The organism is Luteolibacter sp. AS25 (assembly GCF_046736275.1).
Lineage (GTDB): Bacteria > Verrucomicrobiota > Verrucomicrobiia > Verrucomicrobiales > Akkermansiaceae > Luteolibacter.
Map to the genome: position 1 here is coordinate 2294895 of NZ_CP151837.1, position 26436 is coordinate 2321330.

A 26436-nucleotide genomic window follows, 5' to 3' on the forward strand; every position below is an offset into this window, starting at 1 on the left:
TAACATAGGACAGAATCTTCAAATATCAAATCACACCCTGCTCCCGCAGTTCATCCTCCACTTCATCATACTGGGGTGTGCCTATTCCGATATCGCGGATCTTCTGGATCTTACGGTTTACACCGAACTTACTACGCGGCCCTGTGACCAGAGCAGCAATGCCGTCCACGGCGAACGGTAGAAGAGCAGCAACACCAAGAATGCCCAACCCTAGCCCAACTCCGCGCCGTGCTTTCTCATTCATCATGTCGCCCACCAGAAGGCCGGCGGCCGCGCCAAGAATCACTGGCGCTGAAAGTGCGCTTCCTTCTACCCAAACCGGAGTTGTATCGACGTGCTCGTTAACCATATCGAACATTCTAGATACAGGAATCCATCAGGACAACACCAGAAATCCCACAAATATCATCTGTATTGCTCCGCAACCTTTTCGCCTCAGTCGTGTTTTCCTAAACATGACCCGCCTCCTATCGCTACTCCTCGCACTACCCATTCTCACAGTTCAATCTCGGGGAGCGGCCGAGAAGAACAACATCCTCCTTCTAATCGTCGATGATTGGGGAATCGATTCCAGCCCGCTTGATAGCAGCCCGGAGCTAAATCCAGAGACGACCTATCCTTCTATGCCGAATCTCGAGGCGTTGGCGAAGCGTGGCATCCGTTTCACAAACGCATACGCACAGCCCGTCTGCTCGCCTACCCGCGCCACGATCCTCACTGGTCGCTACGCATTCCGGCACGGGGTCGGAGCACCGGAAACACAGCTTCCGACTGATGAAATCGCGCTCCCAAAGCTATTCACAGCCGCAGCATCCAACTATCAGATGGCCTCCTTCGGCAAATGGCATCTCGGCGGCACACAAAACGGACCTGCTGAGCTCGGAGGCTGGCCCAACTTTTCCGGAATTCTACGCGGAGGCGTTCCGGATTACTTTTCCTGGAGAAAAACGGAAAATGGTAACTCCGGCCAATCATCCACCTACACCACTACTGATCAGGTAAATGATGCTGTTCGCTTTATAAGCTCACGCGATTCCGAACCTTGGTTCGCCTGGGTTGCCTTCAATGCTCCACACACGCCTTTTCACAATCCTCCCGAAAATCTTCACAGTTACCGGGGGCTCTCCACTGATCAACGTGGCGAAATCTCGCGAAATGATAGCAGAAAAGCCTATGAAGCAGCGCTCGAAGCTCTTGATACAGAAATCGGCCGCTTACTAGAGTCGGTGGATACAACTAAAACAAACATATTCCTTATCGGCGACAATGGCACCCCGGCCCAAGTGGTTCAGCCCCCATTGAGCCGCAGAAACGCAAAGGGCTCACTCTTCCAGGGCGGAATACACGTCCCCTTCATTGTTGCAGGTCCTGATGTCTCAAAACCCGGAACTAGCGATGAACTCGTTCACTGTGCGGATCTATTTTCCACGATACTGGAGCTAGCCGAAATCGATCCGGCACCCCTGCTCTCTCCGAATACGATCATCGATTCGAAAAGTCTTTTGCCGATTTTCAGAGGACAGGAATTTGATTCCAGATTTATTGTTTCCGAACAATTCGAAACAGGCAGGGATCGCGATGGCCGCGCAATTATCTCAAGCAAGTTCCCGGCTTACAAGCTGATCGTTCCCGGAAACCCGACCAAGCCGACAAAAGACCCTATTTATGAGATTTACCGGATCTCTACACAGCCTGACAAGGAGACGAAGATTGTTACTCCTACTTCCTCAGCCGATCCACATTTCGCTGCTTACAAGCATCTCATCGCCATTGATGAAACATTGTCCAGCGGTTCCCAAAAGCTAGGGAGCGAGTAGTGAATTCCGGTAATAGCGGATGGGAGGCTACTGCTTAAATTTGGCCGAGTGCAAAAATTTTACTCACTTGTGGTCATCATCCCATTGATCCTGATTGTTCGCTTCAATTCGAAGGAAACGGAGCCAAGAATTTCGGGAGCACCATCATTGAAAGGCGTGATGGTGAGGACCTCAATGGTATAGAATCCGTCGTCATCCACGAATGATTCAAGATCTGTGAGTGTTAGGGCCGCTTTCTGTGGCTGGTGGGAATTGTAGCTGACCACCGTGCTGGGAAGCGGTTCACCAACTGTGCCGTCTACCTGGGACCCTTTGTAGATCTGGGCGTAAATCACGCTGGTTGGATAAATGTTAATTACCGAAAACCGACCTGTGGTGGGGACCTGAACGTATCTCTCCCCTTCCACAATCCCGGCAATTACAGCCTCAGCGACTGGCCAGATTTGGACCGTAGCCTTGGCCAATTCCGTCACCTCACCTGCATCCGGATGGAGCTGGACAGTGAATGACTCTTCTCCGGACGCCAGCGTAGGAGAATCTCCAGGCAACCTTTGGATGATATTGTTGTCCACAAAAGTGCCATTGGACTTGAAGCTGAATTCGTCTGCGTAAACACCGCCACTGCCATTGGAAAGAAAAGTCGTGGAGTCATACATCGCATAGGACCGGGACATATAAACGGTTTTTGCATAATCTGGAACTTCATCGGAGTCTGCCTGCAGACCACTCACATTGAGGCGAATTCCATATGGCTGGTCGGCACGCGTTCGTGCAGGAGAATAAGGGTCAGCGGAAAGAACTTCGACAGTTGCTACCGGTAGGAAGGTAGAAACGGCTTTCTCATCCAGCTTTGTGAAAGTGGTCGTCCCGTTGACCGTAGCCGTATTATACAGCTGGAAAACAGCCACATCTGTATCGAGAGGGCGTGAAATTACATTTCCGGAATCGTTGGTTACCGTAGTATCATAAACTACAGCTTGGCCACCTACCATATGGATTTGTCTGATAAGGCCCTGCCCGCATGCACAACCGAGAGACGCAAGAAATAGCGCGGGAAAAAGAATTTTCATGATTGAGGAGGATTTGCCAGTTATCGGGACTCTGTTTCAGTTTGAACAGATGGCTTAAGAACCGTGATCGGGTTCCGATTGTAGACAGCAACGACGATCTGCTTGTTTTTGGCCGCGGATTCGAAGCGTTCCTCGGCAATCGGCTTTTCGCCTTTCACCTCTTCCATGGTGACTTCCATCTGGCTCACCATGCTTCGATATTTTGTCAAAAAATCGGCCCAGGTGACCAACTTTCCGTCCGGTGCATCCAGAATGTGTTTTTGCATGGCCTCCGGGGCATAAATTACGGATCCCCTTGGCAGAATTACGAAATTCCCGTCAATCGCGATGAATTCAGAATAAGTCTCCAGATCCCATCCCTTCGGAGCTGTCCCCTCTTCAGCGAAACCACCGAACTTGGAAGCTGATCGTTGGGCCAGCACCTCCTCGTTCGTTACACCCTTTCGCACAGGCGCCTTACGCACAGTTGGGAGAAACTCGATACCGTGACCGGCAGCAGGCTTGGTTTGTGCAAAAACGCAGGGTGCTATGAATCCCGCTAGAGCGATTGTCAGTAAAGCCTTCATCTATCTCGATTCAGTCAGAAATTATTCATTCAAAAAAACAACCTCACCACTCTGGTCATATCCGGTGAATGGCGGAGTTGCGGCAGTTCCACCAGTTCGGTTGATACTGTATCCTACATCAGTGACATTTCCTTGTAAAATAACACCACTGGTCACGCTCAGGCTTCCCGTAACTTCAGGAGCACTTGTGAGATATTCACCCACCACATAGAAATACCCACTAGGGTTCCTATTCGGAATCGCGGAATCCTGACTACCGGCCAAATGGAAGACCAGGGTAACCTCGGGATAGCCGAACATGGTAGTGGTATTCCAGGTATCGCCATAGAGCCTCACCGGACCGGATGTTGATCCCGGCCGATCTCCCGTCACTTCCAGACGTTTTGGATAATATTGCTGCCAGTTCACCTGTAACTTTACGGAAGAGTAAATATTCGTGCGGTCTCCGAGTCCGCCCGACCACCATCCTTTGCGGAAACGGTATTGGGAATCACTTGGATCAGGGAACGCTCCATCGCACTGATCACCAAGGGTGATGATGCCGGCCACGCCATAGATTGTGTAGCTGTAGGGACGGCCGGCATAACTGCCGATACCTTGGCCATGCGAATTCAACAGAATCGGCTGGGATAGATGCGGAGCCCAGCAATAGACACGGGCACCGGTGTCCGCGTATGCGGATAAAGCCAGGCAAAAAGACACCAAGCCAACAACTAATTTAACATTCATGTATAGGAAATGCAGGGGGGCGGAACGACGTTTGGGGGACTGGGGACGGCTGCACAACGTCGTTCAATGCAACTCGGAGAACCTAACATTTACCTCCCAAAACCACTATTACGTGATCACGTATTTTTCGGATAACCTAGACTTCCGGCTAAGTTTCACAAAATAAGCGCTCTTTTTGAGATGGCCTCCCAAAATTGAGCCATCCTCAAATCCACGAAATCTGCAGCCTACCCCTCAACCCGCTTCCAGATCGGAACATCCATTTTCAGCCGGTCAATTGAGTCCGCCAAGAAACGCAGCCCCTCCGCCCGATGCGCGCTGAGCACACGGATATAAAGTGAAGCCCCACCGACAGGCACCCAGCCAAGGCGATGAACAAACTCGACAGCCTCACATCCGTGAAGCTCACCCAACTCATCCAAATGCCCTGCCAAAACCTTTTCCGCCATTTCCTCGTAGGCCTCATAGTAGAGTCCATCAAGTGCCAGCTCTCCCTCTATCTCCCTCACCAAGCCTTGAAACTCCACCACCGCTCCGATTTCCCTTGAACCTAGAACCAGCTCAGGGACGACAATCGGCTCGTGGGTAAATAGAATGACCTTTTTCATAAAAAATTCACCTTAGCCTCCCGAGACGGGTGGAATCAACGCAATCTCCACCGCCTCACCAATCGGCTCATCCCACCCCCTGAAATCACAGTCAACCGCTACTCTCAGATTCTGAAAGGAAGAGTCTCCTGAAACTCTGGTAATCAGCTCCCTGGCTGTCTCCATCGGCTCATATTCAATCTCTTTCTCGGAAAAACCGAAAGTTTCCCTCGCCTGAGCAAATGCTAAAATTTTGATCATCATAATCCAACAACCCTTTCCTCAACAGGATCTGTGCCATCGGCATAGCGACCGATGCTATCCACGGTCGTCTCGGCAATCGCATTCAGCGCCTCATTCGTCAGGAATGCCTGATGAGCGGTAACCAACACATTTGGGAAAGTCAGCAGGCGTGAAAGCACATCATCCTGGAGCGGACTTCCGGAAAGATCCTCGAAAAATACCCCTTCTTCTTCTTCATAAACATCCAGGGCGACTCCACCTAGTTTACCTCTTTTCAGGGCGGATATTACGGCGGCACTATCCACTAGCTTCCCTCGGCTGGTGTTCAATAGGAAGGCACCGTCTTTCATTTGAGAAATTGTCTCACCATTCAGTATATGGAACGTGTCCTTGGTAAGCGGCATATGAAGGCTCACCACATCACTGTATGCAAGTAGGTCTTCCAGCTTCTCGTAGCTGACTTTGTTTTCATCCGCCCATTTATTTTCAGGGAAAGGATCATAGGCTAACACCTCACAGCCGTAGCCGCGAAAGATCTGGGCAGTGATTCTACCGATTTTCCCTGTGCCCATTATCCCCACGGTTTTTCCATGGAGATCAAAACCGACTAGTCCACCAAGCGAGAAATTCAATTCCCGCACACGGTTATAAGCGCGGTGGATTTTCCGGTTCAGCGTCTGCAGCAGCGCAACAGTATGCTCGGCTACCGCATAGGGCGAATAAGCAGGCACCCGGACCACCAAAACCCCCAACTCTGCGGCCGCCTCCAAATCTATATTATTGAAACCCGCACATCTCAGTGCGACCAACTTTACCCCCATCCCGGCCAAAGCCTCCAGGCAATCCCTATCCATCCTATCGTTCACGAAAATGCACACCGCGATGCATCCTTGCGCAGAGGCAGAGTTTGAGGCGGACAGGCGAAAATCGTGAAATTCGAATTCCAGACCGCTCTTCGCGGATTTTCCTTCGAAAGACGCAGTATCATACGGCTTCGTATCATAAAATGCCACCCGGCCCCTTCCTCCTGCGCTCATACCCGGAAGCTAGCACACAAGCCACCGTCAACCACACGGAATTTCCTGTTTCAAAGTGTTCACACACCCGTCGCCATGGCAGCCTCACATCGTGATCTCATTGGAACAGGCCAGAACAATAATTGCGGATAAAACTTCATCACTTCCTTCCGTGAAAATTGACCTCACGGAAGCCCACGGGCAAATACTTGCAGAAGATATTCTAGCGGACGCCACATACCCATCCGCAGACCGCTCGATGATGGATGGCTACGTCATCAGGAAAGAAGAAACCGCGGGCAAGTTCCGGATCACCGGAGAAATCGCAGCCGGCGAGGTCCCGGAGAAAACTCTCTTAAGAGGTGAGGCCATGAGAATTTCCACGGGTGCCCTCCTTCCGGTAAACGGTGGCCGGGTAGTCATGCAGGAAGATTGCACCAGAGATGGAGATACACTCACGATTGATACTTTCTCGGACTCCTTATACATCCGTCAGCGCGGTTCGGAAGCGGAGAGAGGCGATCCAGTACTAAATAAAGGCTCCAAAATCAGGGCCGCAGAAATGGCAGTTCTAGCTCAAACCGGCAATACCAGACCTCTGGTTATCTCCACTCCGAGGATTCTCCATATCGCCACAGGCAGCGAGTTGGTAGGGCCCGAAAGGATCCCAGCCGCTGGGGAAATCCGCGATAGTAATTCCAGCCTCATCTCCGGCTTACTTGCATCCCTTTCACTCAGCGCCACTTCCCATCGCATTTCAGACGATCCCGATGCCATCAGATCCTGTGCGGAGTCGGGGTGGGATCTGCTCCTTATATCCGGTGGCGCCAGCGTCGGCGATCACGATCACGGAGCTGCGGTTTTGCAAGAAATGGGCTTCGAAATTCATTTTAACAAAGTCGACCTCCGCCCCGGCAAACCCCTCACCTTTGCCACGAAAGGAAATCAGATCGCCTTCGTTATTCCCGGCAATCCTGTCTCTCATTTCGTCTGCTTTCACGTTGCCATACGCCTCGCCCTTGAGCTTATGACCGGGAACCCGCCAGCGTGGGACTTTCTCGATCTAGAGATCACCAATCCTGACCTACTGAAACCAAACCGCCGCCAGACATACTGGCCAGCCCAGGTTTCAGCTAATTCCTCTACCCTAGCCGCTACGGCTAAACCCTGGTCCACATCCGGCGATACCTTTTCGCTTTCCGGCACCAACGCGCTGATCCGAGTCGATGAAAACCCTCCTCAAACCTTGTTGCTCGACCTCCCCCACCCCACTAAATAACTATCCACCCACCCCATGACAAATTTCTCACACCTCGATTCCGAAGGGACCGCCCGTATGGTAGATGTCGGCTCGAAGCCCGTTCAAAAGCGAACAGCCTCCGCAAGTGGCTTCATCTCCTGCGCGGCAGAAACTTCTACCGCACTTCGCGACAAAACTCTCCCGAAAGGTGATGTGCTAACTGTCGCTAGAATTGCAGCCATCCAATCGGCGAAGATCACGGATAAACTGATCCCCCTCTGCCATAGCCTGCCACTGGACAAGGTGGACGTTGATTTCCAAATCGAAGACCTTGGGGTAGCTATCAGCGCCACCGCCCGCACGTCTGCCAAAACAGGAGTGGAAATGGAGGCCCTCACTGCAGTCTCGGTCGCAGCACTTACCATTTTTGATATGTGCAAGGCCGTTGATAAATCAATGGTTATCTCCGAAATCAAAGTCACCGGTAAAACCAAAGAATGAAAATCGCCCGTCTGACACTTAGCGATAGGGCAAGCGCGGGAATCTACGAGGATCTCAGCGGCCCCGAGATCGAGCGCATCATTTCAGAGGCAGGATTCGGAACTCCTCAGTGGATCCGTTTGGTGATGCCTGATGATCGCGACGATATAGAAAATCTTCTCCGCAAGCTTTCTGATGAAGATCAATGTGATCTAATCCTAACAACAGGAGGAACCGGCCCTTCCCGCCGGGACAATACTCCGGAAGCCACCAAAGCCGTAATCGACAGGGAACTTCCCGGCTTCGGTGAAATCATGCGGATGAAGAGCTTCCAAGCCGTCCCTACGGCCATACTATCCCGGTCTACCGCAGGAACAAGGGGACGATCACTTATCGTAAACCTACCTGGAAAACCCAAGGCAATCGGCGAATGTCTACCCATGCTGATCCCGGCAATTATTGAGGCGCTGCGTCATCTGAAGGACTAACCTCAAATTTATATTTGGGCTGAACAAGTGGTCCTTGCTCGGAAACCTCCTCATTCAAAACCTCAATCGCTTTCTCCAGCTGTGGATCGCTCCCCTTTACCTGATCCGCCGGATCAAAGGCTACCAACACATCCGGCACTGCACCATTAAGCTCCAGGTCCTGCCCGGTCTTTGCATGAAACCAGCCACGAAAAGGGATCTGTAGCTCACCCATTTCGGGAATGTCGATTCCCACCGCGGAAATCACTCCTCCATTCGTAGGCATTCCGACAAGCTTACCTCTCCCGAGGTTCTTGAATGCATGACAGAATATCTCGGCGTTTGAAAACGTGTTCTCATTACAAAGAACGACCATCGGTCCATCCCATGACGTACTTACTCTTCGGTCCGTGGGGTAACCTCTCGGACCATCGCGCGGAACGGTAAAAGTATGCACCGGCTGACAAAATAAGCTCAACAGCTCATCAGCGACCCTACCACCGGTATTATCACGAAGATCAAGGATCAGACCTTTGGATCCTAACGAAGCTCGATAAACTTCAATTTCTAGCTCCCTCAGATCAGAGCTCTTCATCCTACTGAAGCGTAAATAGCTAAGTCCGCTCGTCTCCGCCACTGCCTCGGCATTCGCTATTTGATTTTCACCATTCAGTCTTCTGGCCTCGTCATAGGAAATCGGAACCAGCTCCAATGCCCGCTCTTTGCCGGATTTATTCTTCAAAACGATTGGCATCGCTCGGTCTTCCCCACCGTTGAAAAGACCTCTCAATGGCGAACTTCCATCCACATCCCTCCCGCCGATTCTCAGGACGATCTCTCCTGCAACCGGTGGATTCTTCACCTTTGAAATCGGGGAACCCTCGATGACCCGTCTGACCACAAGGGGCCCTTCCCATCTATTTTCAAACTCAAGCCCAGGATGAGCAGTAGGCTTCTTTACCTTTACATCCTTTGATTTCAATCCCCACGGATTCGTTTTAAAGGTCAAATGTGAGGCATTCAGCTCGCCAAGAAGCTGCGCCACCACCCGATCAAATTGCCGGGATTCGAAAGCAGCAACGGCGGCATCCTCGTATTTTTCCAGAATTGGACCCCATTGGGTCTCGTTCATAGTCTCATCATAGAACCTCTCACCAAGCGTTCTCCAAATTCTACGAAATCCAAGCCTCAGGCGTTTCTCCCGGTCCTGCTCCAGCAGAAATGAGAACTCGAACTCCACCAAATCTCCATCCCTGAGAACTGCCGGCACACGATCGATCCTCCATAGGGAGAAATCCTCTCGCATGTCCTTTACCGGAATTCCACGAAAGTCGGCGAATTCCGAAACCTTACCGCTTTTGATCGACAGCGAATAAACCGTCTTATCCTTTTTGTCCTTACTCTGGAAAAGAACAGACTTCGAATCCTCTGCCCAACATATCCGTGAAGGCTCACTGATCTCTGTTTCCACAGGTTGCACTTCAAGTGTGTTCCAATCCTCATTTTCGAGATAATCCCCGATTTCGGCAATCCATAATCTGGCGAGCTCATCGGTATCACGCCGTGCCACAAAAACGATTGTCTTGCCGTCCGGCGACCACTTTGGGGACCCTTCAAAAGCAGGATGACGGGTCAGGTTCACCACATCCGCATGTCCATCGGACGGCACCAGCCAGATATCCCGGTTGGAATGGATATCCTTGCCTGCAGCCACCAGCCATTTCCCGTCTGGTGACCAGTCATATGTCGGCATGTCCCAGTTCGCCATGACCACCTTCGGCTCTCCGCCCTTAGTGGATGCAGTAACTAGATCTCCCGTACCTTCCAGCCAGGAAAGCCAGCCACCGTCAGGGCTGATTCTCATACTTTTCTTCGATCGCCTCCCGTCAGCAATCACTTTTTCACCGAGAATCTTACCATTCTTAAAATCCACCGATGCACGGCATACCTTCTCCTCAAGACCGTTATCTTTCAGAAAATACAGAGTCTCTCCATCCTGGGATAGCTGTGGTTCCAACTCGTCTATCTCGTCACTTGACGTCAACCGTACTGGTTCATCATCTCCCATTGCCATCATCCAAAGATCTCCCCCGGCAGAAAAAACGATTCTCCTCGCCTCCCCGTCAAATGCCACAGCAGTCGTTCCGTTCACTCTTAGCTTCCTAACAGAACTCCCGGAAATCTTCTCATTGGTGAAAAATTTCACCTCCACCGGCTTTTTATCACTTTTAGGTTCGTAGCGATACACCGTCTGCCCCGCACGGAAAACAATCACTCCGCCATCCATCGAAATTACAGGAATAACTACAGCTTCACTCTTAAAGAAGGTGCGCTGCTGATCCTCTCCCCCGGCGAGCCTCTTCTCCCAAAGATTGAATGTGCCATCGCGATTCGAAACATAATAGAACCCCTTTCCGTCAGGCATCCACAACGGAGATCTTGCCTCCCATTTCTCTGAAATCAGCTTTTGGAAACCTTGCTTGGATTCATCATAAAGAAAAATTTCAGACGCCCTGGAGCCATGGTAACCCCGACGGTAAAGCTGTTCCCCTTTTCTACAGAAAAGGTAACGCCCACCTTCAGGAGAAATGGCTACCGAATGTGCTGAAGCATCAAACAGGATCACCTCGCGTGACTCCTTCTCCAAATTAGTTTTCAGCAACCGGTATTCCTTATAGCCGGCATCATCCCTTTCGCCCCTCGAAATAGCCACCTCACCATCAGGCGAAATGGCCTCAAGCACATTTCCTTCCGTCTGCCAGGAGAGCTTCTCTAGGTCAGACCCATCCAACTTCATTGAGTGAAGCTGCGGGGCACCATCTTTCTCGGATGAAAAAACAATCCGTTTTCCGTCCGGTGAGAATTTTGGATACGCCTCTCTTGAATCAGTTTTCAGAACCCTCACCGCTTCCCCTCCGTTGGATGGAGCCAGCCAAATATCGTTCAACCATTCGAAAACAAGCTGCTCTCCGTCAGGCGAAAGCGCGGGCCACGCCAACCCTTCGATTTTCAAAGCCTCCTTACCACCAGCTTGATTTAGGAACAGTAGTGATAGGGCAAGAAAACAGCTTCGCATTTCTACAAAAAGTGGCACCGCACAGAGCCGGAGCAAGCTGTAAGTTCAAACATTATATTTCGTATAGACTCACTTGCACGGATCCCTCACGCATCTAATCTCAATCCTGTGAACCAAACCGAAATGCCAATTTCCCCTCCACGATCATGGGTGGAAATCAATCTGGAGAATCTGAAGAAGAATCTCTCATACGCCGCAGAAAAATCCGGATGCGAGATAATGGCCGTAGTGAAAGCAGGAGCCTACGGACACGGGTTAGAAAGAATCGCCGAAGTGATGCAGCAGCAAGGGGTCGCATTTCTAGGAGTCGCAAACATAGGGGAAGCCCGGAGAATTCGCGAAGCCGGAGTCGATATACCGATCTATCTACTAGGTGCGACGTGGGAGAAAGAGCGGGAGGAAATTGTCGCCCGAAACATCACACCATGTATCTCGACCCTCTCCGAAGCTGAATCCTTCAACCAACTGGCTGAAACTCGAGGAGTAAAACTATCCGTACACATTGCCGTAGATACAGGAATGGGGCGTGGCGGCTTCCTACCCGACCAATTAGCGGAAAACATCATACGTCTCCGGGAACTTGAATCACTTCTCATCGAGGGTATTTCATCCCACCTTTCCTCCTCGGATGAAGATGAGGACTTCACCTACAGGCAAATCGCATCATTCGAGGATTCGATCACACAGCTGGGTGGTGCCGAAAAATTCAAATGGCGCCATTTATTCAATAGCGGAGGAATAATTGGGTATAAGAAAGGTACCTGCAACCTGGCTCGGCCGGGCCTGATGGTCTACGGCGTTTCACCATTTCCGGAGTTTCAGAAAAACCTTCATCTCGTGATGTCCCTGAAGTCGCGGATCAGCATAGTCAGAACGGTCCCCGCCGGGCATAGTTTATCCTACGGACACAGCTTCATCACTACCGAACCTACTCGTATTGCAACCGTAGGCATTGGCTACGGGGATGGCTACCCTCGGCAACTATCTGGAAAAGGAGCCCACGTATGTATTGATGGGAAAAAATTCCCTATCCTAGGCCGTGTAACCATGGACCAACTAATTATCGGCCTCCCTATTGATAGTAACGTCTCCCCGGGAGCCGAAGTAGAGTTATTTGGAGAGCACATTTCTGTCGACGAAGTTGCGACTCTAGCGGACACGATTCCATGGGAAATCTTCACTGGAATCACCACACGGGTAGAAAGAGTTTACCTCTGACTCTCAAAACAAAAACACCCGTTTCCGGTAAGGGAAACGGGTGAGAGAGTATTTAGCTAGGTGATATCAGATATCACCAGTCGTCGTTACGACCACCGCCTTTGTAGCCGCCACCGCCGCCACGACGATCACCACCACCGCGACGATCACCGCCGCCGCCTTTGTAGCCGCCGCCACCGCCGCCACGACGATCACCGCCGTAGCCGCCGCCACCACCACCACCACCGCCGCCGCCACCATAGCCGCCACCGCCGCCGCTTGGACGTGGTGCTTTTGGCTCAGATGCGTTCACACGAAGTGCGCGCCCTTGGAAATCTTGTCCGTCGAGAGCTTCGATTGCTGTGTTTAACTGACTTTGGTCTCCCAGAGTGACAAAAGCGAACCCCTTGGAGCGGCCAGTTTCACGGTCTGTGATAATTTTTACCCGATCGACTGGGCCGTATGCGGCGAAGAGATCAGTTACGTCTTCTTCGGTAGCGGTGTAGGGCAGGTTGCCCACATAGATGTCCATTTTCTTTTTCTTTGAATCACGCCATTGCAATCAATACTTCCCGAGACCATGGCGTGAAGGACCGGACGAAGCACGCCAACCCACATACATGCTGGGATGACTATTGGGAATTATGTTAAAAACCGCATAATGGCAAGATCTCATTTCAATGAGAAATATTTCTCGATGAACTTACCGACATCAGAAAATACACTGAACTGCTCCTCCGGTCTGAAATCCTTGGAAATTACAAAGCATGGAACCTGTTCTCGAGTGTGGTCAGTGCCCGTATGGAATGGATCGTTTCCATGATCAGCGGTAATAATTACCAAAGACGATGTCTCGATGGTTGTGAGAAATGAACCCAGCCATTTATCAAATTCTTCGAGACAGGCGGCATATCCTTTTGGATCCCTTCTGTGACCGAACAAGGAATCAAAATCTACCAAGTTGGCAAAAATAAACTCATCCCCATCGGTCCCCCCCCGCCACAACTCATCAATCTTCTGCATTCCTTCCCTGTTGCTTTTTGTAGGGTAAGACTTAGAGATACCGGACCCTGCAAAGATATCGGAAATCTTACCCACTCCTGTCACCTTCACGCCATTGGATTCCAATCTATTCAAAACTGTTGCATCCGGCATGAGCGAATAATCATGACGATTTCCAGTCCTTTTAAAGCCATCTTTTGTATTTCCAATAAACGGACGGGCAATCACACGACCAACCCTGAATCCTTCTTCATCGAGTAGTTTACGCGCCTCTTCACAGACTTTGTAGAGTTCCGCTAAGCCAAATACTTCCTCATGCGCGGCGATCTGCATTACACTATCCGCACTAGTATAGAGAATAGGGTGTCCAGTCCTAACATGCTCGGTACCCATCTCTTCAAGAATAACGGTACCCGAGCTAGCCCTATTTCCGATGAAACCGATGCCGACTCTCGCTTCGAGCTTTGCCACCAGACACGCTGGAAATTTATCACATGTATAGAAGCCCTCATCTATCACCTGTCCCATCAACTCCCAGTGCCCTGTCGTAGTATCCTTCCCAACCGAGGACTCCGTGAGACGGTAGCAGTCTGAGGAATTAATGAAATTGACCTTGTCCTGACGCTCAAGATCTAGCAATCGCCCAAGCCCCAATCGGAACAGATTCTCCAGCTTCAGCTCGGAGTATTCTTCCAGCAGGTGACCCAGGGTGTTCGCACCTGCATCACCGTATTCTGGGGCATCTGGTGCATCTCCGCAACCAACCGAATCCAAGACAATCAACAACGCCTTCTTCTGCATTTCCAAGAGTCGCTGATTCAGAGATTTCTACAAAAGAAAAGGGCAGGAATTACTTCCTGCCCTTTTGCTAAAAATGAAATCTCGATTTCTTCTTATTCGATCGGATCGAGTGGAGGAAGGACTCCGTCACCGAAATCTCCGCCACCGGATGTAACTGGCACTGCACCACCACCTGAGTCGGACCCGCGGAGCGGACGACCAGTAGCATCAATGATCTGGGCAGTTACGAAGATGATCAAGTTGCTCTTGATTCGGTTTTCACCCTTGGTCTGGAACAGACGCCCGATGATCGGGATATCTCCAAGAATAGGCACCTTATCTTCCACGTTCTGGACATCCTCACGCATCAGACCACCTACAGCTACAGTGTAGCCGTCGTAGATCGTCAACGAAGTATTGACACTGCGCTTGGAGAACACCGGCATCTCAATCCGGTTTTCAGTAATCACGGTAGTGATCGCATTACCCAGAGCATCGGTCGATGGAGTCTGAATTGGTGAACCGTAGTTGATGAAGCCTTCGAATTCGACAATTTCCGGAAGGAAACGAAGATCGATCACAAAATCATTCTCACCAATCGTAGGCTCGATCTCAAGTGTGACACCTGTGTTCTTTGTCTCAAACGCTGTCGGAGTCGCAGGTGTTACCGGGAAACTTGAAGAACTAGATCCGGTAAGGAGGCTGTCACTGGTAGTGGAGCTTCCAACGGTCGTCGGAAGTTCTGGGGGCTCATATTCGGTTGGATAGATAAACTCCCGAATAACCTCAATAGTTGCCTTCTGACCGGAGCGAGCGGTGACAGATGGGGCCGTCATCAGATCAGTCCCCTTCTTCTGTGCAAGACCACGCATAATAACTTGCACCTGCCCATCGGAAAATAGTCCGGTGAGGCCAAGAATTCCTGGCGCCACTGTTGACGATTGAGCCGTACGATCCGGGTTATTCAGAATTGAATCAATGCTGTTTCCACTAACTGCGTAGTCACCGCTTCGAAGACCGCTTGTAACGATGTTACTGACGTCGTCGGTCCCGCTGATTCCCGAAACGGTACTCCCGTTTACAGGACTGACAAAGTCGGTTCCGATTCGTCCGGAGCCGTTACCGGCTGTGCCGCCTGAGCCAAATACGTCGCCACCAAGTCCAAACGGAGTAACTACCCAGTCAAAGCCGAGTTCGTCGTTGTTCTCCTGGGAAATCTCAACAAATTTTGTAGTGATCTTAACCTGCTTCGGCTGACGATTCACAAATGTCTCGATCAGTTGCTCGATTTTATCGAGCTCTGAAGGTGTATTCGTGATCAGAAGTGTTCCGGAAGATCCGAGAGTTGCTGAGCTACCGTCCGAAAACTGTATTCCTGACTGTTTCAGGAGATCAATAATTGGCGGCCGGGCCTGAAGCGTCCCAACACCTGAACCACCCGTATCGGCAAATGGGTCAGCATCGCTACTTCCAGTGGTCTCACCTCCGGAATTCAACATACTCGCAAAGTCGGGTGGAACGCGGAAAGTACGTGTAAAGAGATCCTCGCCAGTCTCGGTCTGAGGAACAAGTGTTACAGCAAAATCATCAACTTTATAACGAAGTTTTGTAGCATCTCCGATATATTTCAGAGCGACAGCCAATGGCACATTACGAAGACGGAGCTCATTGATTCGAAGTGAGCCCGGATCTCCTCCACCTAAAAGTGGATCTGCTCCTGATGCAGCGTCAAGACCACTGGATTGTCCGCCACCAACGTCTGCACGAGGACGACGAATCACGAAGTTAACTCCCTTCTTATCTGGATCAAGCTCCAGAGTATCAAGCTCTGCTGAACGCAAACGTAGGAAATCAATAGCTTCCTCAACGGTTGTATCCTCGAAGTCGATACGAGGAATAACGATACGTCTAAGTTTTTCGGTGATGTAAGCGACTCCACCGGTATCGTCAGAATTTGGACCAAGTCCATTATCAGTGAAAGTAGGCACTTCAGCTGGAACCGACAGTTCCCAGGCTTGATCCACCTGCATCAAAAGCTCAGCGCGGGTGTGATCGTAGGCGGCGCGGTAATAATCGCTCTTTGCAGAGGCCAGTTTTTCCATTCCGCGGCGTGCTGCGGTGTTGTAAGGATCGACACGCAGGATTTTTTCATACTCGACCTTCGCATCATCGTATTTACCGAGATCATAGTTACCTTGGGCCATATAGAGACCGCGGCGAACCTCATCTACGTTCTTAGTGTGCTCATATGTAAGAGCCGGGTTTGTGCGAATAGGATCGTCGAGATATCCCAATTCAGCCTTGGCTGCGATATTGTTCGGATCTACGTCGGCGGAAAGAACACCATCAAGAAGAACTCGTGCCTCCTCGTATTTACCTACTTTGCGATATTCTTGGGCCAGAGCTACACTCGCATCACTAAGGTGCTCCGTGTAGCTTACACGACGATCAGCAAGAGACGGTGCGTCTGGCAAAGTGTTCAATGCCTGACGATACTTCTCAACTGCAAGCTGATAATCCTGTTTGGCATATGCCTCACGACCTTCGATCAGAAGCTTATCAGACTGTGCCACAGCATTTTGGCGTCTGATGATTTCGCGTTGAGCTAGACTTGAGTAGCCATAGCCACCCTCACCTGCGTGGCTTAATGATACTGTTGCCGGCATGGTGGCTGCGAGAGCCATTAGTGTAATGGCTGTTCGACTTCTAAGATACGTTGGCGTTTTTTGCATAGGAACGTTTAGGTTTTGGAGATAATGCGGGAATTTGAAAAGAGATTTTTCTGATTTTTTTAATGAATAACGAAATTATTGTGCTTGAGGGCCGGTAGAACCCTTCAGGATTTCATGGAGCTGGATATCTCCTTCAGCTTTAGTGATTTCCACAATAATTTTTTCAGGGGTAACTTCGATGATTTTGAATTCCTTGGCGTCCTTGCCTGGAGGCAGGGAAAAGGTTGTTTTTTCCTCCACCTTAAACTCTTGGCCGTCACGACCCAGCGCCTCAAGGCTAAGCACCGCAGTTCGATCAAAGTGAGAATAGTTCCGGACCTCGGCCTTACGGAATTTTGCCGGAATCTTATACACTGTCCCCTTCTTATTGGCTTTTTGATCCTCAATACTGATCATTGTAACATCTACTTCGGTTTTCATCCGCTCGTTCATTTCCTTGGTCTCTTCCGAGCCTACGAATTTGAAACGATTTTTGATGGGGCCCTCATCGAAAAAGAGCCCACCAACCGGAATAGGGTCAGCAGCACCAACTTTGGCTGAGCGTCGGAGGGAATCACCGTATTCGAATGTATATTCACCGTTTGCCCCTGCAAAACCAGGACGAACGTACCACTCCACAGCTTCGTCACCGACATACCTCAGTTTTGAGATCAGTGGGGGATAGTCGCGTGCATCATTTGGATCCGTTTCACTTTGGAATTCCGCAAGGTTCGAGAAGCCATCTTCATCTGCATCACGCTCCGGTGAATCACCGAAACCAGGATCGAGCCTATTCTCAATCCACCATTGGTTGGGAATAGGATCGTGGACCATTGAGCCCTCAATCAGATCAACAGGGTTGCTCTTATCATTTTTGTTAACAAAAAGCGGCACACCAGTGAAAAGGTCAACAGGACGGGATCCGTCTGCACCTTGCCGCCACTGCCGTTTCAGCTCAAAAGAGGATTTAGCTGTAGCAACAGAGTCAGCACTCTCAACTGCAGGATCGTTGCTACCGCTTCCGCGGGCACTGTCACTGAAGCTTTCATCTACAGTGCTGAATTTTTGCCATCCGGCAAAAGCTAGGCCAAGGGCAATTACAGCCCCACCGCCAAGGGCGGCTTTTTCATAATTTTCGGAAAACCAAGACATATTAAATTGGGTTAGTTACTAGGTTCAGGGTTTCGGCAACTCTTCAGTTGGGGAAAACAAAGTTAAATCAAATCGGACGAAGACAACGATTTCCTCGCTACCTAAAACTTGAGCAAGAATTCGGGTTGTATCAACTTCTGGAGCAGGTGCGGCAACCTCTGTCTCCGCTGACGCGTCCCCCTCCCCTGACTCCTCGGAGCCACTGTCTTCAGACCCAGAGAAGTCGAAACCATCGCCGAACGGATTACCTGAAGCTGGAGCTGCGGCTTCCACCTTTCTATCTTTCTCGAAACTTGCGTCCGATACTTTAGGCGGTTCAACGTTTTCATTCAGAACACTAACACATCGGATGATGTAGTAATTAGGCTCCGTTTTGCCAAGCGCTGAAAGAAATTCGCGAGCCGATGCTTCCGATCCTTTGAATGTCAGTTCCATCCCAAAGTTACGTGAAATCTCATTTTCGCCCGGTTCATATGTCTGTCCCGATTCCTCAGGGCTAGGTTCCCGATAGATTTTGAGTAGCTCTGTAGGGCGAGCATCAGCCAATGCCAAAAGAGCGTTTTCGAATCCTTTGAGCTGGTAGTCCAAAATTGCTGTAGAACCCGAATTCGCTAGTTTTGTCCGATAACTTTCAAAACCCAGGAAGAAGTTTTCAGGCACCTCGCATCCTGCATCTTCCAGAGCTGTAGTCACTTTGGAGGTTGCAGTCTTAAGACGAACAGTGAAATCCTGAGGACTGATTTTCTCGAGGTCTTCGTTTCTGTATTTGTCAAAAAGCCCACGGAGTTCATCGATGTTTTCCCGATAGTCTGCTAATGCTTTAGTTTTCGCTGCACGATTTTCAGTTGTTGGGTATAACTTACTTCTTTCAGATTTAGAGACATTTTGGAATGACTCATCGAAGGAAGATTTTAACTCGTTATACTTGGAACCACTCTTGATTGCGATGAATGCCAGGATTGCGCAGATTACTGCAGTAATACCTGAGAGTATTGAGACGAAAGGGTTTGATTTGATCCAGTTCATATAAAATTACCTGTAAATTATTTCAAGGTGACAGGGCGGGCGAGAGGAAGGACCAATCGGAATGGAAAGCCTAAATCACCCTCCTCACCTACTGCGCTGATTGTTAAAATTTGTTCATCACTGAGGGTTTCGCCTTCTTTTCCGGGGACGGTAAAGTCAAACACCCTGGAATTTTCCCTGAGGCTCGCCAGGAGCTCGGAAACAACCCCTTGGCTTTTTGGATTTTCTCTCCAAAACCCTTCTACAACTATTGCATTGGCTGCCAGAGCTGGGATTTCGACTACCTCATTTTTCTTCTTCCGCTTTGACTTCTTGTCATTTTCCGGTGCTTGAACTGTTGGAGCACTTTTTATAGAGCTGCCTGTTGAGGATTGTCCGGTCACCTTTAGTTCGACTGCTGGATTGAGTTCACCTTTTTGCCCTTCCTCGGGATTAGAATCATACTTATACAAAGGCACCATTTTAGTGATCCAAACCGAGTCGCTTGCAAATGCACCGCCAATTTCCCCGAGCAGATCGAACCAGTATGCATGATCCGCTTCAATTTCGGTATAGGCATTTGCCTTGGATTTGAGGTCTTCCTCCTTCTTGAGAAGGCCGCTGATTCCTCGTTCAATCGGAGACAACTGCTGCTCCATTTCCGCCATTCTCCTATTCTTATCCAGAGCCTTACTTGCTGCAAGATTGGAGAAGATGGCCCAGAGCAAGAAACCGAAAACCAGAACTGCAGCCGCAGCGATTAGGAACGGCTTGCGCTTGTTGGAAGCGCGGGTTTCTTCCACCGCTGATGGAACTAGATCAATGTTGATCGTCGATTTCCCGATCCCGCGAAGGCCTAGACCAACGAGTTCGCCCATGGTATGGCCGACACTTTGGAGTTGTTCCGTGTCCATTCCCTTACCAATGGCAACGTGTGAAAGTGGATTGAAAAATTCTACCGGAAGATTCAATTTTTCATGAAAGAATTCCAACGTGTAGGGAAGGTTAGCACCACCGCCGGCAAGGTAGACACGTTTTGGCGCGCTACCTCCGTGCTGACTACGGAAGTAGTTGGTAGTTCTTGCTATTTCCGCCGGCAAGCGGGTGAGAGCATTGCGAATAGTCATCGCCAGAGCGGCAACCGATTCGTCGAGGTTTTCAGTATGTCCTCCACCGAGCGCTACCAGACCGTTTACGATTTTCTGGTTTTCCGCCTCCTGGAACGAGATTCCATACTCCTTTGCAATTGCGGAAGTCACTGATGACCCGCCGATTGCAACACTCCGTGTGAAGAATTGTTTCCCCTCGATATAAAGCAAGTTGCTGGTTTTTGCACCAACATCAATCAGGAGGGTCGGTTCCTCCGGGGCGCCGTAGGCCGATCGAAAAGCATTGTAGAGTGCCATAGGCGCAACATCCACCTCGACTGTCTGGAGACCGATTTTCGTGACCGTGTCATTTATCTCGTCGAGGGCATCGCCTTTGATGGCGACAATCACTACCTCTTTCTCCTCGCCACCTTCTATAAGCTCATAATCCCAAACAACTTCGTTAATAGGGAAAGGAACGTGTTGCTGTGCCTCAAAGGTTACCAACTGATCAATGTTATCATCCTGAATTGGCGGGAGTTTCACGAAACGCGTGAACACCGACTGCCCGGATATCGTGTATCGGACCTTGGATTTGGAAATTTTCAGTCGTCCTACGATATCGTTGATCGCGGACTCAACCTGGTTTTGTCTGCTCGCTTCGAGTGCCGGATCAGCCTCGATGTTCTCTGAATCATATCCTTTGAGGACCAAGCCCCCACTTTTGGATGTTTCAAAAACTGCAGCAGATATGCATTGGGAGCCTATATTGAGTGCAATAGTAGTTTGGGAGTCGGCCATAATAAGTATTCGGTCGGTAAATCTGTAATCGGGTTTTCGATATTTTGTGCGTTGAAAGCAACTAATGAAACGGCCTAGCGGCGTTCAATGAGGATTTCCGCATAGCGGTCCCACCACAAATTGGCAAAAGGGGTCTCACTCTTATTCAAAAGAGGGACGGTGTCCGTACGGGCAATCTTGTCAGATGTCTGGTTCCACCAACCTGCATCGCTCTTGTTGGTTTCCTGAGCCACTTTTTCTCCATTAATGAGAATTTCATACCCCACGAGGTAAACAGCACGCTTACCACCACGATCACTTCCAGTCAGACGCTTAAGGGAAGCGGGAGAGAGATAAATCGAGGAATAAATTTCCTCGTTCAGCGGAACATTCACATGTGTAACATCCTTCGTAAGAAGAAGGTAGGTGCCTCGTTTATCCGGATTTTCCACCGCTACAAACCACTTTACTAGAACGCGATCGGCAGTCTTCGAAATCGGCTCAGGCCGCATCTGAACGTTAAATGAAGCTTCAACTTCGAGCCAATCCTTTGGCTTGAATCCTTTGTCTACACCACCCGCATCGATTTGCGGTGATTGAAGATCATCGAACTCTGGAGATGAGGCCTCCACCTTGAACGCCTGTGCGTGAGCGGATGGGCTAAAAATAAGGCCTAGAGCGGCGCTTGTGATGACTGTGAAGAAGCTTTTCGTAATGATTCGCATAAACTTTGGGTTTCAAAAGAAACTAAGAACTTGAACCATCCCTTGGCCAGATAAAATCGTGAATGATTTGAAATAATTCTACGTATGCCGTTTTTTGAGGTCCGGGTCCGCTGGAAGCAATTGACGAAATGCCGGCCGGCAGACATCACTACCCGAATGATACATGAGCACTTCCGATTCCCCTCCTCGAGGTCACTGGTCGTCGGCAGCTTCGGAGACATTGATGCGCTTCGGGAGGCAACGCCTGAATCACTCGCCGAGGAGTGTGATATAGCCGAGATACGCCTCGATCTTTTTGCAACCGAAACAAGGCTGGAGAGGAATGATCTTTGGAAGCATTTATCCCCTTTCCCGCTGCTTTTCACAGCCCGCCGTGCGTCTGAAGGATCTCCGGTGGATCTAGATCAAAAGAGCAGGGAAGAACTGCTCCGTATAGCAATTCCCTATGCCACGATTGTCGACCTGGAACTAGCCAGCTGTATAGAGATGTCTCAGCTAATAGTGGATATGCGCTCTTCCAAGACCAGATGGATCGCATCATACCACGATTTCGATCAACTCCCAGAACGCGACACTCTGGATATCGCTGTAAAAGAGGCCGCTGCCGCTGGCGCCAGCGCATTCAAGGTAGCAGGTCAACTTCGGACCATGGATGACCTGACCGCTCTCGCACATTTTCAAATTGCTGACTCAAATATTCCCAAATCGACAATGGGCATGGGAATTCTGGCTCCAGTCTCTCGGTTGCTTTGTGCACAAGCGGGAAGTGTTTTGAGCTACGGATACATCGGCAATAAGGCAACTGCACCGGGGCAGTGGTCGGCAAGACTCCTTAAAGAAAGCATCAATTCACTCTCTCCTCTCTCGGATCAGCCAAGATGAACAAAGTCTATAATATTGAAACCCTACCACAGGCAGCCACTCTCAGCCCCCCGGCCAAGTTAGCTGTTCTAGGTTATCCAGTCGCCCACTCCGCCTCGCCGGAGCTTCATCAGCCTGCTCTGGATGCATTCAATCTCGACGCCACTTACATACGTCTCGAAGTGCTGCCAGGTCAGCTTGCCGCAGCTTTCGATTCCATGAAACGACTAGGATTTATCGGATGCAACGTTACCGTTCCCCACAAATTTGAAGCCATTGCCAACTGCGATGTAATCGACCCCCTGGCGCTCCAAATCGGCACGGTGAACACTGTCATTTTTGATAAAGGTTCGACCATTGGATTCAACAGCGATGGCCCTGGCTTTATGAATGCAATGCTCAGTGCCTTCGGTTTAAAACTAGGTGAAACACATAGTATCATTTATGGCGCCGGAGGCGGGGCTGGCCAGGCGATTGCGACTCAGTGCGCTCTCCTGCATCCGGCAGATCTTACATTGGTTAACCGGAGCTTGGGCAAGATTGAAGAACTCGCCCAACGTCTCAGCGCGATCTCCCCGGGCACAAAGATTCACACGCTTACTTTCGATGATGTCGATCTTGTCGAGAGATCCCATTCTGCCGATCTCCTGATACAGACAACCTCGATAGGTTTAAAATCTGATGACCCAAGCGTGGTCCCGCCTGAATGTATTCTTGGTAAACACTGCGTTTACGACACGATTTATCAGCCTGCAGAGACCAAATTCCTCAAACATGCCCGGGATAAAGGCTGCAAGACAGATAACGGTCTCAGCTTACTGATCAACCAAGGCGCTATTTCGTTCCAAAAATGGTTTCCCGGGAAAAATCCACTCCCGATTATGGAAATGGCCATGGAGAACCGGTGCTAGCGATCTATTTCCCGGAGAACAGGTCATCCCGGAGCTCCGATAGATCGAAACCCACAACTCCCGAATCAATCCAGTGACAGGCGACTACCTGCTTTAACTCAATTTTAACAATATCGCCTACCCGCACCCTACGGATACGCGCTCTTACACGGACTACATCAGTCGTTTTCGGAGAAATCGCATTCCTTCTGAAGGCAGATCTTCCCGCCTTTTTCAAATCGACAGCAGCTTTAATCAGCAGGCCCTCGTCCGATGATTGATCGACCGCGAAAACAATCGGCTCCTCAGGCAATTCCACCGGGTCTAGAAAGCCATTCGGAAAGACCGCGATCTTCATCGTCTGGTGATCGTTGTCGGTTTCTGTAATTTTCGCGAGCACTCGCATTTCTCCATCTACCTCCCCATCCTCCTCGATCAGGCTAATCCAGTCAAAATCGCTGGCACGGGAGAAGTGCTTCCAGTCCAATTTCCATTTGCCATTATCTTTACGAAAGACTGCATCGAATTCACCCAAACCACTTTGCATCCAATGAGTTTCGATAAATGTCTCTCCTTCAATTTGGAAAGTTTCTTCAGAGACCCGCTGGATTTCATTCACATCGAGAAGTGAAAATTTGCCGGATTCAAAGGTATGCTCAAATCCCTTGGAACTTTCGGTAGGGTTCCAGATAAATTGGGTTTTGTCCTTCAAATCTGCTGAAATCAGACCAACAAGAGCTTGATGGCAGCTTGCCAACGATTCTTCCAAAATCTTCCTATCTCTCTCCACGACCTCTCTCTTCTGCTGTTTGAGAACTTCCAATTCAGCCATTTCCTCTTCGATTGCCAGACCTCTGAAGTAACGGTGAATCAGCAGAGCTATAGTCATCAGTACCAGCCAAATAAGAACGACTTTCAGAATGCCAAGGTTTCGCTTCTTCCTGTCAGTTGAATGCGAAGAAGCTTCCGTCTCAAACAGAGGAATTGCGACTGTTTCCGGTTGTTCGGCACTTGATTGAAGTTTTATGTGAGTTTTCTTGCCACAATGAGCACATGCCCGGGAATATTTCTCGCCAAGTTCTGACCGGAACAACTGGCCGCAATGTCCGCAGTGATACCAGGAAAGTTGTTGTTCGGCGCTCATATTATTCTCCATCGATCCAAGACTCCCCCAGCACGTCTTCTATGATCCATTGGTTCGCGATTGATCCCTCAGGTCCCTCGACCAGTTTTAATATCACCTGGACCTCATTTTTCCTCTCCCCACTGATCTGGCTTGCCGCGAAGAATGGAATTATTTCTTCAAATAGTTTCCCTTCACGTGGAACATAGCCCCAGAGGTTTTGTTCTCTATTGGGGGCAGAAAGTCGGAAAGACATAAATTCGCCATCAGGGAGTGAAAATGTGTAGAAATCGGCAGGAGACATCCATACCCGCACTTCGGAAGCATCCCCCTCTCCCTTCATAAGATCTGCGAAATTCGCGGAGCTATAACCACTGCTGGCTTTCCAATCCAGTTTTATGTCCTCCCCTTCCAAAACAAAATATGCCGTGTATTCGGTGAAATCGGGATTCTCTCCATTCAGGATTGCATAATGCAGCCCACCGTCCCTTATTACCCGCCAATTACTATTGCTTCCCAGCTTCCAATCTTCATCCACATCTTCGATCGGCTTCCAGAATTTCTCCACAAGCGGCATGATCTCATCCGACTTTCGAATAAATCCGGAAAAATCATCGGGAGTTTTAGCTTTTAGGTATGCCTCAATAATCGATCTGGCACGCTGTTCCTGAATCATCAATTTCTCGGTTACAGTCGCCTCTGCCGCACCATTTTCAGCGGCTTCAAATTTGCTTACCACCGGTGCGATTTTACTGAATATAGATTTTTGGGATTCGCGGACCTCTTTTTTGCCGATGATTTGACTTAGGAAAAGCGCAAGAACTACAATACCAGCCACCACTAGAATTCCGGAAACCAGCATCCATTTGAGGGTGGTGTCCTGGGTCTGCTGCCCCCAGTTTTGCTGCTCGTCTTTATTGTTCCTCCTGCGTTTCGCAGACTCTTCATCTTTGACAGCTTCCGGACTAATCGCAGCAGGTGCTACGGAAGGTTTACCTCTTGAGACTGATTTTTTTTCGCTCTTGCTTCCGATCTCGAAGACCTGCGACCTTTTCTTCCCATTTTTTCCCGATGAACCAGCATTTTGAACCTTAGTCAGTCTAAGTTTCTTCTCGCTCTCAGCAGATACCGGGGTGCTAGAGTCGGCCGTTTTGCTCTCAGATTTTGACGGAGAAAGACTCTGCTTCCGTTCGGGAAGCACCTTCGGATTTTCCGCGACTACGTCGTCAGAATCATCCCATTCATCCTCCTGAGACAAGTTTGACCCGTCGTTGTGGGCATCATGAAGGTCAGGCTTCATCGGCATTCATGTATCAGTAACCGAGAGCAAGTTTGGAAACCAGCTTCTGCCCAGCTCTTTCAAACGCATCCGGCAAGGCGTTTTGACGTGCAGTCTGGAGATTTGAATCGACGTAGAAGCTACTGCTACCCTCGGAAGATCCACTTGCCAGAACCTTCGTTCTATCGTTCGCATCCAGCAACTCCCAGTCAATCTTCACTGTGTTCACCAGTTCTTCAGCCAATGAGGAATCAAGTCTCGAGCTTCGTAAATTGGAGTATTCTATCGTGGCAACCTTACCTTCGAGAACAGCATCCGCATTTTCCTCCCCGGCGATACGGTATGTGCCGTCGGTGACAAAAGCACCCGCAACTGCCGACGTGGCTATGGCTTCGGCACGCGGGTGAAGTGTTCCATTCCGGAACATCGGAACGGTGATAGTTTTCACCCCGGAAAGCGAAGGTGGCTTAGCTCCTCCGAGTTGATATCCCGCACAGGATACGAAGACTAGTGAGATGAGGCAGATGAGGGTTTTCATAAAATATCTGCAGT

At 49.9% G+C, this 26436-nt stretch carries 25 protein-coding genes; 7 read left to right on the plus strand and 18 right to left on the minus strand.

Annotated elements, in window-relative coordinates; translation table 11 throughout:
• Window positions 1-25 precede the first annotated feature (25 nt).
• Complete coding sequence (locus tag AAGA79_RS10695; protein WP_411825791.1) at window positions 26-358, minus strand: hypothetical protein; 333 nt, start codon at window positions 356-358, stop codon at window positions 26-28.
• Between the two features lie 97 nt (window positions 359-455).
• On the opposite strand from AAGA79_RS10695, the gene AAGA79_RS10700 reads away from it, so the two are divergent.
• Entirely contained in the window at window positions 456-1817 is a 1362-nt protein-coding gene (locus tag AAGA79_RS10700) for a sulfatase-like hydrolase/transferase (protein WP_411825792.1), read from the plus strand.
• 59 nt (window positions 1818-1876) lie between these two features.
• Here the strand turns inward: AAGA79_RS10700 and AAGA79_RS10705 are convergent, their stop codons facing one another.
• The 6 genes from AAGA79_RS10705 to AAGA79_RS10730 form a co-directional block, all read right to left on the minus strand.
• Window positions 1877-2887 (minus strand): hypothetical protein, encoded by a 1011-nt coding sequence (locus tag AAGA79_RS10705; protein WP_411825793.1) that lies wholly within the window; start codon window positions 2885-2887, stop codon window positions 1877-1879.
• 20 nt (window positions 2888-2907) lie between these two features.
• Window positions 2908-3453, minus strand: coding sequence for a hypothetical protein (locus AAGA79_RS10710; RefSeq protein WP_411825794.1), 546 nt, complete (start codon window positions 3451-3453; stop codon window positions 2908-2910).
• 21 nt (window positions 3454-3474) lie between these two features.
• A complete protein-coding gene (locus AAGA79_RS10715; RefSeq protein ID WP_411825795.1) occupies window positions 3475-4182 on the minus strand; it encodes a hypothetical protein in 708 nt (235 codons plus the stop codon).
• Window positions 4183-4409: 227 nt separating this feature from the next.
• Window positions 4410-4790: a molybdopterin synthase catalytic subunit gene (locus tag AAGA79_RS10720; RefSeq protein ID WP_411825796.1), complete on the minus strand. Its 381-nt coding sequence runs from the start codon at window positions 4788-4790 to the stop codon at window positions 4410-4412.
• A gap of 12 nt (window positions 4791-4802) precedes the next feature.
• Window positions 4803-5033: a MoaD/ThiS family protein gene (locus AAGA79_RS10725; protein WP_411825797.1), complete on the minus strand. Its 231-nt coding sequence runs from the start codon at window positions 5031-5033 to the stop codon at window positions 4803-4805.
• Entirely contained in the window at window positions 5030-6049 is a 1020-nt protein-coding gene (locus AAGA79_RS10730) for a 2-hydroxyacid dehydrogenase (protein WP_411825798.1), read from the minus strand. The genes AAGA79_RS10725 and AAGA79_RS10730 overlap by 4 nt, the downstream gene beginning before the upstream one ends.
• Window positions 6050-6140: 91 nt before the next feature.
• Here AAGA79_RS10730 and AAGA79_RS10735 point away from each other — a divergent pair, with 91 nt between their 5' ends.
• Genes AAGA79_RS10735 through mog form a run of 3 tightly spaced genes read left to right on the plus strand, consistent with a single transcriptional unit; the run spans window position 6141 to window position 8236 of the window.
• A complete protein-coding gene (locus AAGA79_RS10735; protein WP_411825799.1) occupies window positions 6141-7307 on the plus strand; it encodes a molybdopterin molybdotransferase MoeA in 1167 nt (388 codons plus the stop codon).
• 15 nt (window positions 7308-7322) lie between these two features.
• Entirely contained in the window at window positions 7323-7769 is a 447-nt protein-coding gene (gene moaC / locus AAGA79_RS10740) for a cyclic pyranopterin monophosphate synthase MoaC (protein ID WP_411825800.1), read from the plus strand.
• Entirely contained in the window at window positions 7766-8236 is a 471-nt protein-coding gene (mog, locus tag AAGA79_RS10745; protein WP_411825801.1) for a molybdopterin adenylyltransferase, read from the plus strand. Before moaC ends, mog begins: the two co-directional genes overlap by 4 nt.
• Here the strand turns inward: mog and AAGA79_RS10750 are convergent.
• Window positions 8205-11291 (minus strand): S41 family peptidase, encoded by a 3087-nt coding sequence (locus AAGA79_RS10750; protein WP_411825802.1) that lies wholly within the window; start codon window positions 11289-11291, stop codon window positions 8205-8207. The genes mog and AAGA79_RS10750 overlap by 32 nt on opposite strands.
• Before the next feature lie 123 nt (window positions 11292-11414).
• On the opposite strand from AAGA79_RS10750, the gene alr reads away from it, so the two are divergent.
• On the plus strand, window positions 11415-12509 hold the full coding sequence (alr, locus tag AAGA79_RS10755) for an alanine racemase (RefSeq protein WP_411825803.1): 1095 nt from the start codon (window positions 11415-11417) through the stop codon (window positions 12507-12509).
• A gap of 73 nt (window positions 12510-12582) precedes the next feature.
• Here alr and AAGA79_RS10760 read toward each other — a convergent pair whose 3' ends face one another.
• The 7 genes from AAGA79_RS10760 to AAGA79_RS10790 all read right to left on the minus strand — a co-directional run bounded on the left by AAGA79_RS10760 (window position 12583) and on the right by AAGA79_RS10790 (window position 21731).
• On the minus strand, window positions 12583-13020 hold the full coding sequence (locus AAGA79_RS10760) for an RNA recognition motif domain-containing protein (protein WP_411825804.1): 438 nt from the start codon (window positions 13018-13020) through the stop codon (window positions 12583-12585).
• Between the two features lie 140 nt (window positions 13021-13160).
• The gene (locus AAGA79_RS10765) at window positions 13161-14291 is read right to left on the minus strand and encodes a phosphopentomutase (protein WP_411825805.1); all 1131 of its coding nucleotides are present in this window, start codon (window positions 14289-14291) and stop codon (window positions 13161-13163) included.
• Window positions 14292-14383: 92 nt separating this feature from the next.
• A complete protein-coding gene (locus AAGA79_RS10770; RefSeq protein ID WP_411825806.1) occupies window positions 14384-16954 on the minus strand; it encodes an Amuc_1098 family type IV pilus outer membrane protein in 2571 nt (856 codons plus the stop codon).
• A gap of 123 nt (window positions 16955-17077) precedes the next feature.
• Complete coding sequence (locus AAGA79_RS10775) at window positions 17078-18133, minus strand: Amuc_1099 family pilus-like system protein (RefSeq protein ID WP_411825807.1); 1056 nt, start codon at window positions 18131-18133, stop codon at window positions 17078-17080.
• Window positions 18134-18157: 24 nt separating this feature from the next.
• Window positions 18158-19159 carry an Amuc_1100 family pilus-like protein gene (locus AAGA79_RS10780; RefSeq protein ID WP_411825808.1) on the minus strand — a complete coding sequence of 334 codons (1002 nt, stop codon included), beginning with the start codon at window positions 19157-19159 and terminating at the stop codon, window positions 18158-18160.
• Between the two features lie 17 nt (window positions 19160-19176).
• Window positions 19177-21027: an Amuc_1101 family PilM-like pilus complex protein gene (locus AAGA79_RS10785; protein ID WP_411825809.1), complete on the minus strand. Its 1851-nt coding sequence runs from the start codon at window positions 21025-21027 to the stop codon at window positions 19177-19179.
• 74 nt (window positions 21028-21101) lie between these two features.
• Entirely contained in the window at window positions 21102-21731 is a 630-nt protein-coding gene (locus AAGA79_RS10790; protein ID WP_411825810.1) for an Amuc_1102 family pilus-like protein, read from the minus strand.
• Between the two features lie 156 nt (window positions 21732-21887).
• Here AAGA79_RS10790 and AAGA79_RS10795 point away from each other — a divergent pair, with 156 nt between their 5' ends.
• Together AAGA79_RS10795 and aroE are read left to right on the plus strand one after the other, a co-directional pair.
• Window positions 21888-22613 (plus strand): type I 3-dehydroquinate dehydratase, encoded by a 726-nt coding sequence (locus tag AAGA79_RS10795; protein ID WP_411825811.1) that lies wholly within the window; start codon window positions 21888-21890, stop codon window positions 22611-22613.
• Window positions 22610-23503 carry a shikimate dehydrogenase gene (gene aroE / locus AAGA79_RS10800; RefSeq protein WP_411825812.1) on the plus strand — a complete coding sequence of 298 codons (894 nt, stop codon included), beginning with the start codon at window positions 22610-22612 and terminating at the stop codon, window positions 23501-23503. Before AAGA79_RS10795 ends, aroE begins: the two co-directional genes overlap by 4 nt.
• A gap of 4 nt (window positions 23504-23507) precedes the next feature.
• Here the strand turns inward: aroE and AAGA79_RS10805 are convergent, their stop codons facing one another.
• From AAGA79_RS10805 to lptE, 3 genes are read right to left on the minus strand one after another with little or no spacing between them, the layout of a single operon-like run.
• The gene (locus AAGA79_RS10805; protein ID WP_411825813.1) at window positions 23508-24626 is read right to left on the minus strand and encodes a hypothetical protein; all 1119 of its coding nucleotides are present in this window, start codon (window positions 24624-24626) and stop codon (window positions 23508-23510) included.
• Between the two features lies 1 nt (window position 24627).
• The gene (locus AAGA79_RS10810) at window positions 24628-25905 is read right to left on the minus strand and encodes a hypothetical protein (protein ID WP_411825814.1); all 1278 of its coding nucleotides are present in this window, start codon (window positions 25903-25905) and stop codon (window positions 24628-24630) included.
• Between the two features lie 13 nt (window positions 25906-25918).
• Window positions 25919-26422, minus strand: coding sequence for an LPS assembly lipoprotein LptE (gene lptE, locus AAGA79_RS10815; RefSeq protein WP_411825815.1), 504 nt, complete (start codon window positions 26420-26422; stop codon window positions 25919-25921).
• Window positions 26423-26436: the final 14 nt, after the last annotated feature.

Bases quoted from the DNA above. Each gene is read 5' to 3' on its own strand.
- AAGA79_RS10695 (WP_411825791.1), bottom strand. From the start codon at position 358: ATGTTCGATATGGTTAACGAGCACGTCGATACAACTCCGGTTTGGGTA.
- AAGA79_RS10700 (WP_411825792.1), top strand. From the start codon at position 456: ATGACCCGCCTCCTATCGCTACTCCTCGCACTACCCATTCTCACAGTT.
- AAGA79_RS10705 (WP_411825793.1), bottom strand. From the start codon at position 2,887: ATGAAAATTCTTTTTCCCGCGCTATTTCTTGCGTCTCTCGGTTGTGCA.
- AAGA79_RS10710 (WP_411825794.1), bottom strand. From the start codon at position 3,453: ATGAAGGCTTTACTGACAATCGCTCTAGCGGGATTCATAGCACCCTGC.
- AAGA79_RS10715 (WP_411825795.1), bottom strand. From the start codon at position 4,182: ATGAATGTTAAATTAGTTGTTGGCTTGGTGTCTTTTTGCCTGGCTTTA.
- AAGA79_RS10720 (WP_411825796.1), bottom strand. From the start codon at position 4,790: ATGAAAAAGGTCATTCTATTTACCCACGAGCCGATTGTCGTCCCTGAG.
- AAGA79_RS10725 (WP_411825797.1), bottom strand. From the start codon at position 5,033: ATGATGATCAAAATTTTAGCATTTGCTCAGGCGAGGGAAACTTTCGGT.
- AAGA79_RS10730 (WP_411825798.1), bottom strand. From the start codon at position 6,049: ATGAGCGCAGGAGGAAGGGGCCGGGTGGCATTTTATGATACGAAGCCG.
- moaC (WP_411825800.1), top strand. From the start codon at position 7,323: ATGACAAATTTCTCACACCTCGATTCCGAAGGGACCGCCCGTATGGTA.
- mog (WP_411825801.1), top strand. From the start codon at position 7,766: ATGAAAATCGCCCGTCTGACACTTAGCGATAGGGCAAGCGCGGGAATC.
- AAGA79_RS10750 (WP_411825802.1), bottom strand. From the start codon at position 11,291: ATGCGAAGCTGTTTTCTTGCCCTATCACTACTGTTCCTAAATCAAGCT.
- alr (WP_411825803.1), top strand. From the start codon at position 11,415: ATGCCAATTTCCCCTCCACGATCATGGGTGGAAATCAATCTGGAGAAT.
- AAGA79_RS10760 (WP_411825804.1), bottom strand. From the start codon at position 13,020: ATGGACATCTATGTGGGCAACCTGCCCTACACCGCTACCGAAGAAGAC.
- AAGA79_RS10765 (WP_411825805.1), bottom strand. From the start codon at position 14,291: ATGCAGAAGAAGGCGTTGTTGATTGTCTTGGATTCGGTTGGTTGCGGA.
- AAGA79_RS10770 (WP_411825806.1), bottom strand. From the start codon at position 16,954: ATGGCTCTCGCAGCCACCATGCCGGCAACAGTATCATTAAGCCACGCA.
- AAGA79_RS10775 (WP_411825807.1), bottom strand. From the start codon at position 18,133: ATGTCTTGGTTTTCCGAAAATTATGAAAAAGCCGCCCTTGGCGGTGGG.
- AAGA79_RS10780 (WP_411825808.1), bottom strand. From the start codon at position 19,159: ATGAACTGGATCAAATCAAACCCTTTCGTCTCAATACTCTCAGGTATT.
- AAGA79_RS10785 (WP_411825809.1), bottom strand. From the start codon at position 21,027: ATGGCCGACTCCCAAACTACTATTGCACTCAATATAGGCTCCCAATGC.
- AAGA79_RS10790 (WP_411825810.1), bottom strand. From the start codon at position 21,731: ATGCGAATCATTACGAAAAGCTTCTTCACAGTCATCACAAGCGCCGCT.
- AAGA79_RS10795 (WP_411825811.1), top strand. From the start codon at position 21,888: ATGATACATGAGCACTTCCGATTCCCCTCCTCGAGGTCACTGGTCGTC.
- aroE (WP_411825812.1), top strand. From the start codon at position 22,610: ATGAACAAAGTCTATAATATTGAAACCCTACCACAGGCAGCCACTCTC.
- AAGA79_RS10805 (WP_411825813.1), bottom strand. From the start codon at position 24,626: ATGAGCGCCGAACAACAACTTTCCTGGTATCACTGCGGACATTGCGGC.
- AAGA79_RS10810 (WP_411825814.1), bottom strand. From the start codon at position 25,905: ATGAAGCCTGACCTTCATGATGCCCACAACGACGGGTCAAACTTGTCT.
- lptE (WP_411825815.1), bottom strand. From the start codon at position 26,422: ATGAAAACCCTCATCTGCCTCATCTCACTAGTCTTCGTATCCTGTGCG.